This window comes from Polynucleobacter sp. KF022 (genome assembly GCF_027924105.1).
Lineage (GTDB): Bacteria > Pseudomonadota > Gammaproteobacteria > Burkholderiales > Burkholderiaceae > Polynucleobacter.
On record NZ_AP026972.1, the window covers coordinates 652923 to 667842 of the forward strand.

General features: G+C 45.7%; 17 protein-coding genes. 10 read left to right on the plus strand and 7 right to left on the minus strand.

The features are described from left to right. Positions 1-58 precede the first annotated feature (58 nt). Positions 59-454, plus strand: coding sequence for a c-type cytochrome (locus PKF022_RS03465; protein WP_281777232.1), 396 nt, complete (start codon positions 59-61; stop codon positions 452-454). Between the two features lie 47 nt (positions 455-501). On the opposite strand, the gene PKF022_RS03470 is transcribed toward PKF022_RS03465, so the two are convergent. Continuing rightward, positions 502-1503: a tripartite tricarboxylate transporter substrate binding protein gene (locus tag PKF022_RS03470; protein ID WP_281777233.1), complete on the minus strand. Its 1002-nt coding sequence runs from the start codon at positions 1501-1503 to the stop codon at positions 502-504. A gap of 106 nt (positions 1504-1609) precedes the next feature. On the opposite strand from PKF022_RS03470, the gene PKF022_RS03475 reads away from it, so the two are divergent. Together PKF022_RS03475 and PKF022_RS03480 are read left to right on the plus strand one after the other, a co-directional pair. Next, a complete protein-coding gene (locus tag PKF022_RS03475; RefSeq protein ID WP_281777234.1) occupies positions 1610-1891 on the plus strand; it encodes a SemiSWEET transporter in 282 nt (93 codons plus the stop codon). Positions 1892-1926: 35 nt separating this feature from the next. Further along, positions 1927-2619 (plus strand): fumarylacetoacetate hydrolase family protein, encoded by a 693-nt coding sequence (locus tag PKF022_RS03480; RefSeq protein WP_281777235.1) that lies wholly within the window; start codon positions 1927-1929, stop codon positions 2617-2619. A gap of 16 nt (positions 2620-2635) precedes the next feature. Here the strand turns inward: PKF022_RS03480 and PKF022_RS03485 are convergent, their stop codons facing one another. After that, positions 2636-3415 carry an enoyl-CoA hydratase/isomerase family protein gene (locus PKF022_RS03485; protein WP_281777236.1) on the minus strand — a complete coding sequence of 260 codons (780 nt, stop codon included), beginning with the start codon at positions 3413-3415 and terminating at the stop codon, positions 2636-2638. Positions 3416-3525: 110 nt separating this feature from the next. Between PKF022_RS03485 and PKF022_RS03490 the strand changes: the two genes are divergently transcribed. The 7 genes from PKF022_RS03490 to PKF022_RS03520 all read left to right on the plus strand — a co-directional run bounded on the left by PKF022_RS03490 (position 3526) and on the right by PKF022_RS03520 (position 9297). Then, positions 3526-3684 (plus strand): DUF5993 family protein, encoded by a 159-nt coding sequence (locus tag PKF022_RS03490; RefSeq protein WP_216231583.1) that lies wholly within the window; start codon positions 3526-3528, stop codon positions 3682-3684. Between the two features lie 6 nt (positions 3685-3690). Further along, complete coding sequence (locus PKF022_RS03495) at positions 3691-4254, plus strand: disulfide bond formation protein B (RefSeq protein WP_281777237.1); 564 nt, start codon at positions 3691-3693, stop codon at positions 4252-4254. Between the two features lie 36 nt (positions 4255-4290). After that, entirely contained in the window at positions 4291-5289 is a 999-nt protein-coding gene (locus PKF022_RS03500) for a tripartite tricarboxylate transporter substrate binding protein (RefSeq protein WP_281777238.1), read from the plus strand. A gap of 109 nt (positions 5290-5398) precedes the next feature. Continuing rightward, positions 5399-7219: a hypothetical protein gene (locus tag PKF022_RS03505; protein ID WP_281777239.1), complete on the plus strand. Its 1821-nt coding sequence runs from the start codon at positions 5399-5401 to the stop codon at positions 7217-7219. Between the two features lie 11 nt (positions 7220-7230). Continuing rightward, entirely contained in the window at positions 7231-7587 is a 357-nt protein-coding gene (locus PKF022_RS03510) for a YcfL family protein (RefSeq protein ID WP_216231586.1), read from the plus strand. 35 nt (positions 7588-7622) lie between these two features. Then, complete coding sequence (gene lpoB, locus PKF022_RS03515) at positions 7623-8213, plus strand: penicillin-binding protein activator LpoB (protein WP_216231587.1); 591 nt, start codon at positions 7623-7625, stop codon at positions 8211-8213. Positions 8214-8241: 28 nt separating this feature from the next. Further along, on the plus strand, positions 8242-9297 hold the full coding sequence (locus PKF022_RS03520; RefSeq protein ID WP_281777240.1) for a hypothetical protein: 1056 nt from the start codon (positions 8242-8244) through the stop codon (positions 9295-9297). A gap of 33 nt (positions 9298-9330) precedes the next feature. On the opposite strand, the gene PKF022_RS03525 is transcribed toward PKF022_RS03520, so the two are convergent. From PKF022_RS03525 to trxA, 5 genes are all read right to left on the minus strand, one after another. Then, the gene (locus PKF022_RS03525) at positions 9331-10722 is read right to left on the minus strand and encodes an MATE family efflux transporter (RefSeq protein WP_281777241.1); all 1392 of its coding nucleotides are present in this window, start codon (positions 10720-10722) and stop codon (positions 9331-9333) included. 3 nt (positions 10723-10725) lie between these two features. Further along, positions 10726-12444: a hypothetical protein gene (locus tag PKF022_RS03530; RefSeq protein ID WP_281777242.1), complete on the minus strand. Its 1719-nt coding sequence runs from the start codon at positions 12442-12444 to the stop codon at positions 10726-10728. An 89-nt stretch (positions 12445-12533) separates the two neighbouring features. Further along, positions 12534-12881 carry a type B 50S ribosomal protein L31 gene (locus PKF022_RS03535; protein WP_068321059.1) on the minus strand — a complete coding sequence of 116 codons (348 nt, stop codon included), beginning with the start codon at positions 12879-12881 and terminating at the stop codon, positions 12534-12536. A 156-nt stretch (positions 12882-13037) separates the two neighbouring features. Further along, positions 13038-14300: a transcription termination factor Rho gene (gene rho / locus PKF022_RS03540; protein WP_215349008.1), complete on the minus strand. Its 1263-nt coding sequence runs from the start codon at positions 14298-14300 to the stop codon at positions 13038-13040. Between the two features lie 258 nt (positions 14301-14558). Further along, the gene (gene trxA / locus PKF022_RS03545) at positions 14559-14885 is read right to left on the minus strand and encodes a thioredoxin TrxA (RefSeq protein ID WP_068321063.1); all 327 of its coding nucleotides are present in this window, start codon (positions 14883-14885) and stop codon (positions 14559-14561) included. Positions 14886-14920: the final 35 nt, after the last annotated feature.

Below are 14920 nucleotides of genomic sequence, written 5' to 3' on the forward strand. Positions count from 1 at the left end.
CAAGGTTTCTGAAATTCAGATAACCTCTTAAGCATTCATCACTTAAGAGAGTGCTCAAATGCGATCCAAACCAGTTTTCTTTTTATTGTCCTGCCTGCTGGGTCTTTCCACCTCTAATTTGGCTTTGGCTCAATCTGGCGAAAATACCTATAAACAAGTTTGTGCTAGCTGTCATGGATCAGGAGTGCTTAATGCACCTAAGTTTGGCGATAAGGCTAAATGGGCTCCCTTGATTGCGGAAGGTCAGGCAACCCTGACTGCTCACGCTTATTTTGGTGTGAGAGCTATGCCTCCAAAAGGTGGCAATCCCAATCTTAGTATTGAGGGCTTCTCCGATGCCTTGGTCTATATGGTCAACAATTCTGGCGGCAACTGGAAAACACCAGATGCCAAAATGCTTGCAGCTATCAATAAAGAATTAGAAGCTCGTAAAGCTGGCCAAAAAAAGAATTGATTGTGATCCAACGCTTGTAGCAACAAGCGTTGGAATATTCAAAGGTTTTAATCGGCTTTAATGTTAGCGTCCTTAACTACTTTGGCCCACATTGCTAATTCTCTTTGAATGCGTTTAGCAGAGTCAGCAGGCGATAGGTAATTCACATAAACGCCAGCAGCCAACATACGCTCTTGAACTTCTGGGCGTTGCAGGATCACTTTAATATCTTCACTCAGTTTATCGATGATGGGTTTAGGTGTTCCTGCTGGCGCCAAAATTCCGAACATACTCACTACATCGAAGTTGGGTAAGCCAGTAGCTTCGGTAACTGTTGGCACATCTGGTAATTGGCTAATCCGTTTGGATGTGGTTACCGCCAAGGCTCTTAGTTGGCCAGACTGAATAAATTGCAATGCTGCTGGGACGGTCTCAGCCATCGTTAATACTTGTCCGCCAACCAAGTCAGTCATAGCGGGGCCGCTACCCTTGTAAGGCACATGCAATAAATCTAAGCCAAGCTGGTTGCGAAACATTTCCATTGCAAGTCGTTGAGGGGCGCCAGCACCGGATGAGGCAAATGTAAGTTTGCCTGGGTTGGCTTTAGCGTAAGCAATAAACTCTTTCATATTCTTTACCGGAACTGAAGGGTTTACGACAAATACAAGTGGAACCACTCCCACCACGTCAACTGGAGTGAAATCTTTTTCCAGGTTGTATTTGATTTTGTCTTTATCTAAATTTGCATTGATAGAGTGAGAGGTGAGGGCCCCCATTAACAGGGTGTAGCCATCTGCTGGTGACTTAGCCACCATATCTGCGCCAATATTGCCGCTATCACCAGCACGATTGTCTGGCACAACTTGTTGATTGAGGGATTTGGATAGCTCCTGTGCCATGATGCGACCGATGACGTCGGTGGCGCCTCCTGGTGGATAGGGAATAACCAGCTTAATAGGCTTTTCAGGATAATTTTTGATTGCGGCACTATTCGTTTGTGCGAGTAGCGGGCTGCTGATTAGGCTGCTGCAAAGAAGTAGGCCTAGGCCCTTAATAATGTGTTGTCTCATTTTGAATTTTTAGTAGTGGTTTAAGTTACGATTTTCTATTATGAACACAAATTCAATTTATGCGCTGCGTCAAGGATTTGTAAATTTCTCTCATTACAATACCTAAATGACCTTAGATCCCCATCAAATAGAGATTATTGGTTATTGCGCTGCATTCTTAACCACCATCGCCTTCTTGCCTCAAGCAATCCGCTCATGGCGCACTAAGGACCTATCAGGTATTTCACTAGGGATGTATTCCTTATTTACTGCTGGGGTGGGCTTGTGGCTGATCTACGGCCTGATTATTGAGAAGTGGCCTCTCATCATGGCAAATGCATTGACCTTTGCGCTGGCTCTTAGTATCTTGTTATTAAAATTACGCCATACTTCTCCGCATCAGAAATAAAACACACGCTTATCAAAATTCTTAGAAAGGTTTTTATGTGCTCAGCATTTGTGATTGACCCCCCAGCAGTAGTGTCTTTGCCGGTAACTGGAGACACCCGTCGCTTTGCAGTCAATCGCATTTATTGCGTCGGCCGTAACTATGCTGATCACGCACGTGAGATGGGGCATGATCCCGATCGTGAGCCACCATTCTTTTTTATGAAGCCGGCCAACTCGATTGTGACTGATGGCGAGAATATGGCTTATCCCAATCTTTCAAATGATGTCCATCACGAAATTGAAATGGTTGTAGCCATTGGTAAGGGTGGCGCGAATATTGCTGCAGATAAAGCCCTTGAGCACGTCTATGGTTATGGGGTTGGTCTAGATATGACCAGACGTGATCTGCAAGGTGAAGCTAAGAAGATGGGGCGTCCATGGGATACAGGCAAAGCATTTGATCAATCTGCGCCATGTGGAGAAATCACGCCGGCTAGTCAGTGCGGTCATCCGTCTAAGGGCTTGGTCAAACTGTTGGTGAATGGTGAGGTTCGCCAAGAAGGTGATCTGAATCAACTCATTTGGAATGTGCCTGACACTATTGCCTATCTTTCCACTTTGTTTACCTTAGAGCCAGGAGATTTGATTTTCTCTGGAACACCAGCAGGTGTTGGTCCGGTCAAAAAAGGTGACGTGCTTGAGGGTAGTGTTGCGGGCTTACCGAATTTAAAGACAAAGATTATTTAATTACAAAAGATAGGCCTTATTTGCCTATCCATTTTGGTGGACGTCCTTCTAGGAAGGCGTTCACTCCTTCCCTAAAGTCTTTGCTGTTATAGGTCTCACGCATGAGATCTGTGCAATCAGGCAAATTACTCTGGAGAAGGCGTGCCATGGTGAGCTTGCTAGCTTTTTGTGTAATGGGCGCCAGAGTGGATAATTTTTCTGCGAGTGTGTTTGCTGCTGCATCAATTTCGCTTGCTTCAGCTAATTGATAGATATAGCCAGTCCCTAATAACTCTGGCGCTTTAATTAATTCTGCAGTCAGGAGCATCTTTTTTACTGTAGGCACTCCAAGATGGGCTGCAATCCAAGAGAGATTGCTCGGCGATAAACAATTTCCCAAAGTCTTAGCTACCGGTATGCCAAAACGTGCTTCGGGTGTGGAGATGCGAAAGTCGCAAGCGGTAGCCATCAATAGGCCGCTACCCACTGCTAAACCTTCAATGATTGCAATGGTGGGCATGGGCAGTTGCTGCAAAGAGGCAAAGATATGATCAACAGCAACTTCATACGCCTCATTTTCTTTGAGATCAACAAACTGTTGAATATCGCTTCCAGAAACAAATGCTTTATCTCCTGCGCCTCTGAATATCACTACTCGAATGTCGGAATTTTTTGCCAACGAATCACAAATCTGCTTAAGCTCTTCATACATTGGCCAAGTTAGAGCGTTACGAGCGGCAGGATTATTAAAAGTAACGCGTGCAATGTTGTCGTGGATATCTAAATCTATGCAGGGCGGGGTAGAGCGTAGAGTCATGAAGGCATTCTAAACAAAAGCTTGCACCTCATTGCCATAAATGACCATTTCATAAGCCCTGTAATCGTGTTTTTACCCTTATCTATAGTCTCCTGCGCTAGAATTCCCTTATGTATATGTTCCTTCCTTTTCTGACAGCTTTTATCGGACTCATCTTGGTCTGGTTTGAGAAGCGACTTGCTGCTGTAGTAGTTTTAGCAATTACTGTTGGAATACTGATGGTTTGGTTCCGCTTTCATGCCACTAGCCATCTCAACATTAGTCTGTAATTTATTGTGAGCAGACATTCTTTCCCTTCTTTAGCGGCTCTAGGAAATCAACTTGCATTGCTCGCTGTTGTTGGCATGCTGGCCTATGCATTTGTAGATCAACTCTATTTTGGTGAGTTGCCTTGCCCGTTATGTTTAATGCAACGTATTGGATTTGTGATCATTGGTTTTGCATTGGTCTTAAATATTCGTTGCGGCGCACATTCTGCACATTACGGTTGGGGCATTATTGGCGGCCTAGTAGGCATGATGGTTTCATTGCGCCAAGTGTTTTTGCATATTCTTCCAGGTGATAAAGGTTTTGGTAAAACCTTTTTAGAATTACATTTTTATACCTGGGCTTATGTTGGCTACACAGGTTTATTGCTAGGCTTAGCGGTATTGTTAATGTTACCCAATCGTGATGTGCGCTCGCGCTCTTGGTTCGCCAATACATTAGTGATTCTGTTTATTCTCCTGGTGTTCGGTAATCTTGTTTCAACCTTACTTGAGTGCGGTATTGGCCCTTGCGCTGATGACCCCGTGAAATATGAGGGCTGGCTGTGGCTGCGCTCTCGCTTTGGTTTCTAACTCAGGCCATCTGGTCTGGTTTCGAATTGATTGAGCATGCCATTCTCTAAGATTTTCAAGAGCTTCGTATTGATTTGTATGGCATCACTGCTGGCGCTGACAGCTCATGCGCAAACAAAATCAACCGGCAAAGCTACATGGCCAAAGCAGCCTATTCGGATTATTGTTACCTTTACTCCTGGCGGTGCACCGGATATCTTGGCACGTGTATTAGCTGAAAATTGGCAGCAAAGCTTAGGAATACCAGTTGTTGTCGAGAACAAACCAGGCTATGGCGGAAACATTGGAGCTGACCTAGTTGCTAAGAGTGAGCCGGATGGCTATACCTTGTTAATAGGAACCGTTGGTATTCATGCAATCAATGGCGCCCTATACGAGAAACTCTCTTTTGATCCTGTGAAGGATTTCACGCCCATTAGCTTTTTGGCGAGTACGCCGAATGTGCTGATTGTGAATAAGAAGCTAGGCGTCAGCAATCTTCATGAATTAATTGAGTTAGCCAAAGCAAAGCCAGATCAACTGACTTTTGGTTCTTCGGGCGTGGGCACTTCACTGCATATGTCTGGAGAATTATTTAAGGAGATGGCTGGCGTACAAATTCGTCACATTCCTTACAAAGGCCGTGCCCAATCTCTGCCGGACTTGTTAAGTGGTCGCATCTCCATGTTGTTTGACAACCTTTCTTCTTCTTTGACCTTGATTAAGGCTGGAGAAGTACAGGCTTTAGGGGTAACCACCCTTAAGCGATCTCATGCTGCCCCAGAAATCCCAACCCTGGCTGAACAGGGTTTGACGGGCTTTGAGGCGGTCTCCTGGTTTTCATTGATGGCACCAGCCAATTTGCCAGTCCCCATCCAAAAGCAACTCAATCAAATGGTGCGCCAAACGCTGAGTAATGCCGAGGTCAAATCGCGCCTCTTGGCGGGTGGTCTGGATCCTGCGCCTGGCAGCCCAAAAGACCTTTCTCGGTTAATTGTGGCTGAGGTAGCTAAATGGAGCAGGGTGGTGCAGCAATCTGGCGCAAAATTGGACTAATAAGCTTTTTTTGTGTCAGCTCCAGCCTGCTATCAGGCGTTAAAGGTATGAAGACTTTGTTGTCTTAAACTACAGATTGATTTCATCTACCACTCATAAGCCCCTAAATTTGTTCAAATTTTCAGCATTAGACTTTTCTAAATTCGGTATCGTGCTAGCAGTTGCTTTACTGGTAGGTTGCGCTACGCAAACTCAGCAATTGAAGATGAACGAATCCAAGGAGCCGTTCAAGAACGGGGACCTACAAAACACTGCTGCCGTTATCCAAAGCGCTTTCAAAGATAAAAATACTTTGTACTACATGGAGATAGGTGAAGTACAGCGCTTGCAAGGTCCTTCACAGATTCCGAGCAGCACAGAAAACTTATTAGCTGCTGATCAATTGGTCAGTCGTTGGGAAGTCACTACCAGCGATAAACTCAGACGCTCTTTTTCAGGGGCAAGCTCTTATGTATTGTCTGAAGGCTTTAGTAGTGAGTATGATCCAAAGCCTTATGAGGTGAGTTTTTTGAGCCAGACTTTAGCCTTGAATCATATTTCTCAAGGTCGCTGGAATGACGCCATGGTAGAAGCCAAAAAAATGGCGCAGCGTGAGAAGGTTATTGAGGAGCTGATTCAAAGTCAGGTTGCCGCTGTCTCTAAGGTAGAGCGTGATCAACAAGCCAACCCCAATACCCAGGCGGCAACGAGTCGCATAGAAAATATCAGTGGCTACCCCATTAATTTATTGGATGATGATGAGACCCGCAGTCTTAAGAATTCTTATCAGAACCCAGCAGCTTATTACTTATCAGGCTTTATTCATGAGTCACAAGGAGAAGCTAGCCTAGCTGCGCCAGGATATCGCCTGGCAATAGAACTTCGTCCGCAAGTGAATTTCTTTAAAACCAGTATTGCTAAGCTGGATTCTAATATTGCCAATCTTAGTAAAAAAGCTTTTGCTGATACCTTAATCGTGATTGATACAGGCTACATGCCTAAAATTGTTCCTTATCAAATTAGCCAGACTTTTACTGTAGGTGGTAATTCAAGGTTGGTGACATTAACGTTCCCAGTAATTGAAAGGTCTACAGAGCGTTTTAGGCCATCACTCATTCAGTTGGGTGATAGGGTGGCCAATCCAGAATTGGTGGCGAATATTGATGCAATGGCACGCAAGAACTTGCGTGATGAAATGCCTGCTTATGTTTTAAGAGCCTCTTCAAGAGCACTCGTTTCTCTAGCAGCCCAATTTGCAGCCGATCGTGCTGCGCAGCAAGCAGCAAATCAGCGTAATCAAAATAACCAAAATAGTGGTACTGCCGCTCTGATTGGCGCTATCGCTGGACTCATTACAGGATATGCCCTGCAGTCTGTCAATGTGACCGATGTGCGCCATTGGTCAACCTTACCTGCGCAAACTTATATGGTGAGAATGGGTTTGCCAATTGGTCCAACCGTTCTTAAATACACTCTGCCATCTGGCATGACCGTTTCTCAGACTGTGAATTTGGTAGGTGGCTATAACGTCGTCTATATCCGTATGTTTAGGAACAAAGCTACGGTCCTAACCTCTAATGATCCTGCCGCACTTCCTTCGAAGTCGCCAATCGCTATGCCCGTCGCTAGCGGTGTCACTACAACCCCAGCCGCAACCCCAGCTACCACCTTACCCGCGATAGCCGCACCTCAATCATCGGGTACTGCCCTGGACGGCCTCAAGAAACTATGGGGTAGTTTTCAAGATCCAAAGCCTGAGGAGGCCAATCCGGTAGTGTCATCACCTGTTCCCGTAGAAGCGGTTACTCCTACCCCCAATGTCCAGCCCGCAACACCAAGCCCGGCACCAGCATCAACCCCCAATCCAGCACCCGCAGGCAGTAATATGGAAGGTGTAAAGCCATATGAGCCACCCAATCTGCTAAATAGCTTTCAGCAGCTTTTTAATTAAGAAAGACCCAGATGAAGAAATACTTTTCGATTCTTTTAACTGCGCTTGCATTAGCAGCGTGTAGTTCAACGCCATCCATGAAAGATATGACTGTGCGCATGGGGGATACGGATAGTATTCAAATTACGGATATGAGAAGCTTGATGCGTAATGGTGTATTGACAGCGCAAGTGACTATTCTGAATGAGAGTAAATCTAACCTCGTTTCTTATCGATTCAAGTGGATTGGTAAAAACGGTATGACTGTGACTGACGAAGAGCCGTGGAAGCCTGTAACCGTCGGCAAAGGTCAGTCGACCACCATTATGGGGATAGCTCCAACCCCAGATGCTACTGACTTTCGTTTTGAGTTAAACCAATACAAATAAAACACGCCATCAGAAGATATTAGGACTTATTGAAAATGACTATGAAAACCAAAACTATCCATTTATCTGCCATCGTTTTGGCAGCAGCAGCCCTAGTAGCGTGCTCAGGCCCCCAGGTGCGCTATGGCGATGCCAAGGCAGTTGAAACAGTCAATGCCAATTACGGATCGACCGATCTGCAGATCATTGCTGAGGCAATGACAAGATCTTTGCTGCAATCTAAAGCCATCTCCGGAAGTAAAGACGCGCCAATTGTGACCTTGGCGGATGTGAAGAACAAGACTTCTGAATACATTGATACGCGCGTCATCACCGATAAGATTCGCACACAATTAATGAAGAGTGGTCAAGTACGGTTTGCTGTGAGCGTTTCTGAAATGCAAAATCAAACCGATGAACTCAAGCGTCAAAATCAATCAGGACTTTACAAGAACAGCACAATCGCTAAAACAGGCAATATGCAAGGCGCTCAATATCGCATTGAAGGATCCATTGCTTCTATTGTCAAAAACACCAAGGATGTTAAGGATGTTTACTACGTCTTTAATTTAAATCTCATCAATAATGAGTCTGGCTTGCTGGAGTGGGCTGATGAAAAAGAGATTCGTAAGACTGCAACGCGCTAATACGCCATACATGAAGGTAGGTAATTGAATGTCACTAAGTAAAACAAACTGGTTAGCCTGTGCGGGTATCGGCCTAGTCTTTTTGGCGGGTTGCGCTACTAAACCACCTGCTCCCAAAGCAGAGTCTGCGATTGTTGGTCAAGTACCTGCTGATCCGCCCAAGAATCCTGTGATTAGTGCTGAGGCGCTGAAGGCGGATTCTAAGTCTATTGCTGTGACGGATATCTACTTCAGAAAAGAAGGTAAGAATTTAACCTTTATTGAAGAGACTAGGACAACTACAGGCAATACCATCTCCTCAACTATTGCACCAAAGACAATTGAGGTAGATGCTGATAAAGCCAATGCTTCTGCTCTGACTGGCGGTGCAAATTCATCTGCGTTTCCAGTGAAGTTCACTGATTTGTCTGATCCTAAGGCAACTAGCCCTGGCACAGCAGTGCCACCTACACCAGTAGTTGATGCTGCACCATCAAGTAGTAATTCTTCAAATGCCAGTACCCAAAGCATGAAGAAGTCAGGCTATCAAAGCAATAATGAATATGGCGAATTGCGTTACCTGGCAAATCCTATACGTGGTTTACTAATCAAGTCTGGATATAAGGTAGTGCAAGCAAAGCCTACTGTGGCTGCACCTAACCAGGGCGATGAGTTTTTCGATATTGTGAAGCGTATTAAGGCGGGTGATTTTGGTGATGCTGACTATGTGCTGTATGGCGTCTTAGCGGAAGTATCAACCACAGATAACGTTGCAGATATCCCGGGAACAAAGTCGACCTCTCAGCAGCTCACACTGGAAGTGACGGTAGACTTCAATATCGTTGACACCAAGACAAGCCAAATCGTTGCTTCATTCGTGGCTTCGGGCGAGGGTAGGGATGTTCAAATTGATGGCAGAGATACTGGCTACAAACCAAGCACGGCGAAGTTAATGAAGTTGGCTTCATTAGATTTAGCTGAGGATGTCCGTAAACATTTGGCCGATCAGAACTTCATTACTAATAATCCTGGATCTGCAGGACAACAGCGTAACTTGAAACGACGTTTAGATGATGATGCTTCTACTCTGAAGGTCTATAAGTAAGAGAGCAGAAAAGCACAAGGCATTACCTTTCATTTAGACCTCTAGCGGCGGATGCGACTTCTCATAGCGCTCCGCCGTTCTTCTAAAAAGGTAGAGCAAAAAGCATGCAGCCAAAGCAAGGCTAAGACTATTGCCAGCCCAGAACCCATTGGCACCCTGTAAGAAGGCAGGTGTATTGCCTAAGACGTTAAAGCCCATCAGATAGCCGCCACCTAGACCTACTCCCCAGAGTGAGCCGGCGTAGATGACCATCGGCCAAAAGGCAATTCGGTAAGCCCGCAGAATAAATGCCGCAGTAATTTGCAATGCATCAAAGACTTGATAAAACGCAATGAATAGAAAGAGGGGAATAGCAAAAACTTTCACTGCTTCTGGTGGATCGTATAGGTTTAGCAGTTGAACCCTCAATATCCAGACTGCTATACCGATGCTGATGCAAAGTGCGGTGGTAAAAAATACTGAAGACCAGCCAATCTCCTCAGCGCGCTCTGGTTTATTGGCGCCAATAGATTGGGATACTAATGTCATCGTTGCAATTGAGAGGGATAACGGCACCATATAGATCACAGTTCCCATATTGGCCACAATTTGATGCCCCGCTAATGCAGTCGTTCCTAGCCGCGCAATAAACAGAGACATAAAGGTGAAAGAGGTCACCTCGATTAAATAGCTAAATCCAATGGGCGCCCCAAGCTTGAGTAAAACCCAAATACGATGCCAGTCGGGCGCGCTAAAGCGTGCAAAGATCTTAAAAGGCTTATAAAAGCGATCAAATAAAACAAAGCCCAAAGTCATGAGTAACCATGACCAATTAATAATCACAGTGGCCACTGCGCAGCCTGGGCCGCCCATGCCCTCAATGCCTAAGCCTCCATAGATAAAGAGAAGGTTGAGTGGTAATTTAAGGGCTAGGCCAATGATTTGTACCGCCGTAATCACAGTAGGGCGCGATACAGCATTATGAAGAGCCATTAATACGCGCATAGCCATGCTTGCTGGTAAACCAATAGCTAGAATATTGAGGTAGAGCTTTGCTTTATCTTCAATAGCCGCATCGACTTGTGAGATGGCTAGCAGATGATCGGAATTCAGCAAAATAAAACAACCAAAAATAGTGAGTCCTACAGCAAGCCAAGTGGCTTGACGAACTTCTTCGCCGATTTCTGAAAAACGTTTAGCGCCAAATAACTGACCAGCAATAGGCGCAAGAGCTGAAATGACGCCAGTTAAGCCAACATAGATGCTAATAAATATGGCCGAAGCCATGGCGAGCGCAGCTAAGTCATCGGCAGAGTAGCGCGCTGTCATGGCTGTGTCTAAGACACCAAATGCAATCACTGCAAGCTGACCAATCAGTAGTGGCCCAGCCAGTTTTAGTAAGGAGGGGATATCCTCGCGCAGGCGCGATAACTTAAAGTGCAGCACGATCTATTCTGGGATTACTTCGTAAAGACGCAGACGTTCGTCGCGGTCAGCTGCACGACGATCCTCCCATAGGAGGCTGAGTTTTTTATTGTTCAGCTGGGCGTAGGCTTTAGCCTCGGATTGGCTGTGGGTGAGCATCCAGGGGCAATTAGGATCATCCCGCAAATTGAGTTTAGAAAAGTATTTAAAAGAAGCAAGTTGAGCATCGCCAAGATTGCTGGTATCAATGCAGCCACCACCAGAAGGAATGACTTGGGTTAATCGCGCAGATACTTGACGATAGGTTTTGGCGTAATTAATCGTTGGCAGCCAGAGGGTCATTAATAAAACCCACATAAGTGTTGTACCTGAAGCGGAGATGATGAGACAACGCCAAATTTCTTTTGGTGCGCGTGAAGTTCTCCAGCGCACGATCGCAAGCCATACGCCAGTAATCGCCAGAGCAACGAAAAATGCCAATACATTAAATTGACTCTCAAATCCCGGCAATAAACGTGCAATATTGGCTGCGGTAGTTTCTGGGTAGCCTGTCACCTTAGCTAACCAGATAATCCAAATAGCGAGGGCGATTAGCGTAAAGCTAAACATGGCAAACCAGTCAATAAAGCTAATGACACTTCGTTTAAGCACTGGCAGGCTAAATGCGGCAATGATAGAAAGGCTCGGAATCAAAATCAATAAATCATGTTCATTTGCCTCAAGGCGGAACAAGACATAAATTAAGCTACCAATAAATAGGCTCAGTGGAATGCAAAGATGTGGGGCGCGCCATGTGCCCGCTTCTTTAACACGCCCCCAGTGTGCGAGCGAAATCATTGCCAATGGCCATACAGGCCATGCATAAGCCCAAAAGTTCACACTCAAGAATCCGAGAGATTCAATCGAAGGTGTGGCACGCATTTCTGGAACGTTGCGCCATCCCTCTTCAGCGATGTGACGCCAATGCGTAGGTAAGTCTGTTAGATACCAAACTATCGGCCAAATCGCAAAACCAATTAATCCCAAAACAGTGCTGGTAAGAGTCCAACGAAAGCGCAGCTTTGCATTGCTAGCGATGACCGCAATAATGGTTGAGGTAACAATGATGAGGCTTAGTGTGAGATTGCTCGATAGTGCAACAATGGCGATACCAAGGCCAGTCCATAGTCCGCCTTGCCATGGTTTATCTAAGCCACGTACAGTGCCGTAGAGCACAATGCTGATGCCCATCAATTGCGCCATCATCGGCGTGGTTTCGTGGGCGCGCTGAGCAAGACCTACGCAAGCCAAGAAGATGAGTAGGGCACCATCAGCCAAGGTCATGCCATAACTCTTTAAGTCTGGTTGACCACCAACAGCGAGTGCCATTGGTTGCACTTCGCGACGACGCCCTAGTAGATAGGTTGCGTACCAAATTGCGAGTGCAGCAGCAAAGAAACAAATCGCTGAATACAAACGAGCAGCATTAGCAGCGCCAATGAAGGGGCCAAACCATTTGATGAGAGTGGCGCCGATCCAATAGGGCAGTGGTGTACCAAGTGAGATATCGCGACCAGCTAGATGGGGAACAATCCAATCAATGGAGTTACCGCGAAAGAGGGTCCACATACCGCCAAAGCCAATAGCGTCTTCGTTTTTCCAGGGATCCCGAAAAAAGAGGCCAGCAAAACCATAAACCAAAGTCAGCGCAAAAATAATAATGCGCGGAATGGATTTAGTGGCAGCGGCGGTAAGTTTGACCATGTGTGCAGTTCAAAATAAAAAAGGCAGCAAACGCTGCCTTGATTATCTCGCAGAGATGGTATTTCACATACCCTGCGAATAGAGTTGTATTAAGCCTTCTTCTTAGCTGGCTTTTCAGCAGCTTTAGCTTCTGCAGCAGCAGCTTTTTTCTCAGCTGTTTTAGCAGCGCCATCACCGGAAGCCTTAGCAACAGCCTTGGTACCGAATTTCTGACGGAATTTCTCAACACGACCAGCGGTATCCATAATTTTCTGGGTACCAGTGTAGAAAGGGTGTGATTCAGATGAAGTCTCGATCTTGGCCAATGGATATTCATTGCCGTCTTCCCACTTAATGGTCTCTTTAGTAGCCATTGTGGAGCGAGTCTTGAAGCTGAAGTTATTGGAAACGTCTACAAAGACAATTTCACGATATTCGGGGTGAATGCCAGGTTTCATTATGAGTCCTATGAGCGGGTAGCCGTTTGAGTCAAATTGACTTAAATACTTTCCCAGGTTTTAAAAGCAGTAAAGGCGAAATTATGCCATGAAATCAACAACAAAGCGCTCTTTTGGGGTCCAAAAAGGGCCAAAACAGCCCCCTGGACCTCTAAATTAGCCTCCGCGACGCATTAGGTCGAAGAATTCGCCATTATTTTTGGTGGATTTGAGCTTATCTACGATGAAGTTCATCGCTTCGATATCGTCCATATCGGCCAGTAATTTACGCAATACCCAGATCTTCTGGAGATTTTCAGCTTTAACCAGCAACTCTTCACGGCGGGTGCCAGACTTATTGAGGTTAATAGATGGGTAAACACGACGCTCGGCCAAACGACGCTCAAGGTGAACTTCCATATTGCCAGTACCTTTGAACTCTTCATAGATGAGGTCATCCATACGGCTACCAGTTTCAATCAGGGCAGTAGCGATGATGGTGAGTGAGCCACCTTCTTCAATATTGCGAGCTGCTCCGAAGAAACGTTTTGGACGTTGTAATGCGTTAGCGTCCACACCACCAGAGAGTACTTTGCCTGATGAAGGAACAACCGTGTTGTATGCGCGCGCAAGACGAGTAATCGAGTCAAGCAAGATGATCACATCTTTACCCATCTCAACTAAACGTTTTGCTTTTTCAATCACCATCTCGGCAACTTGAACGTGACGCACAGCTGGCTCATCAAAAGTAGAGGCAACGACTTCACCGCGAACGGATCGTTGCATTTCGGTAACTTCTTCAGGGCGCTCGTCAACGAGCAATACGATGAGAATGGCATCGGGATTGTTTGCAGAGATTGCGTGTGCAATATGCTGCATCATCACAGTCTTACCGGATTTAGGTGACGCTACGATCAAGCCACGTTGGCCGTAACCAATAGGGGAGATCATATCGATAATGCGGCCAGTTAGATTCTCTTCTGCCTTGATATCACGCTCTAGGCTGATCACGCGGTTCGGATGCAAAGGCGTTAAGTTTTCGAACATGATGCGGTTCTTGAGGGCTTCTGGGGCCAAACCGTTGATCTTGTCGACCTTTACCAATGCAAAGTAACGCTCACCATCTTTAGGTGTACGCACTTCACCTTCAACGCTGTCACCAGTATGTAGGTTAAAGCGGCGAATCTGCGCAGGAGAGATATAAATATCATCCGGAGAAGCCATGTAAGAGGCTTCAGGGGAGCGCAAGAAACCAAAGCCGTCAGGCAGTACTTCTAAAGTGCCGTCGCCGAAAACGGTTTCACCAGCCTTCGCACGTTTTTTGAGAATGGCAAACATTAATTCTTGTTTGCGCATCCGTTGAGTGTTTTCAATCTCCAAGCTAGCTGCCATTTCGAGCAGGGCGGATACGTGGAGGCCTTTGAGTTCAGTTAATTGCATGTGGTTCTCAGGTGTAAATAAAAGGAAAAATCAGAATGGTATGAATTTGTTTTGAGGTATCGCTGCGCTGATTGAGATCACGCAGATGTGGAAAAACAGAATTTTGGATGTTTACTAAAAGAAGGGGGAGTAAATTGCTGGAAATCGGAGCACTGATTAGTGCGTTTGAGTAATACTACACTAAAAAACGGGTCTGACGACTACGGTAAATCGGTAAAAACCACAGGCTCAGCAGGTGAACCTGTGGTCTGAGACTATTTACAGATGACTATCAATAAATGCAGTCAACTGAGATTTGGCCAAAGCGCCTACTTTTTGAGCAGCCACGGTGCCATTTTTGAAGAGGATTAAGGTAGGAATGCCACGAATATTGAACTGGGCAGGTACGCCTTGGTTCTCATCCACGTTCATTTTTGCGATCTGTAGCTTATCGCCATATTCACCAGCGAGCTCTTCCAGGATCGGACCAATCATTTTGCAAGGACCGCACCACTCAGCCCAGAAGTCGAGCAGAACAGGTTTATCGGACTTGAGGACGTCTTGTTCGAAAGAGGCGTCAGTTACATATTTAATGCCGGCACTCATGAAAATTCCTTATTTAGACTTATTTAGCGAGTTAT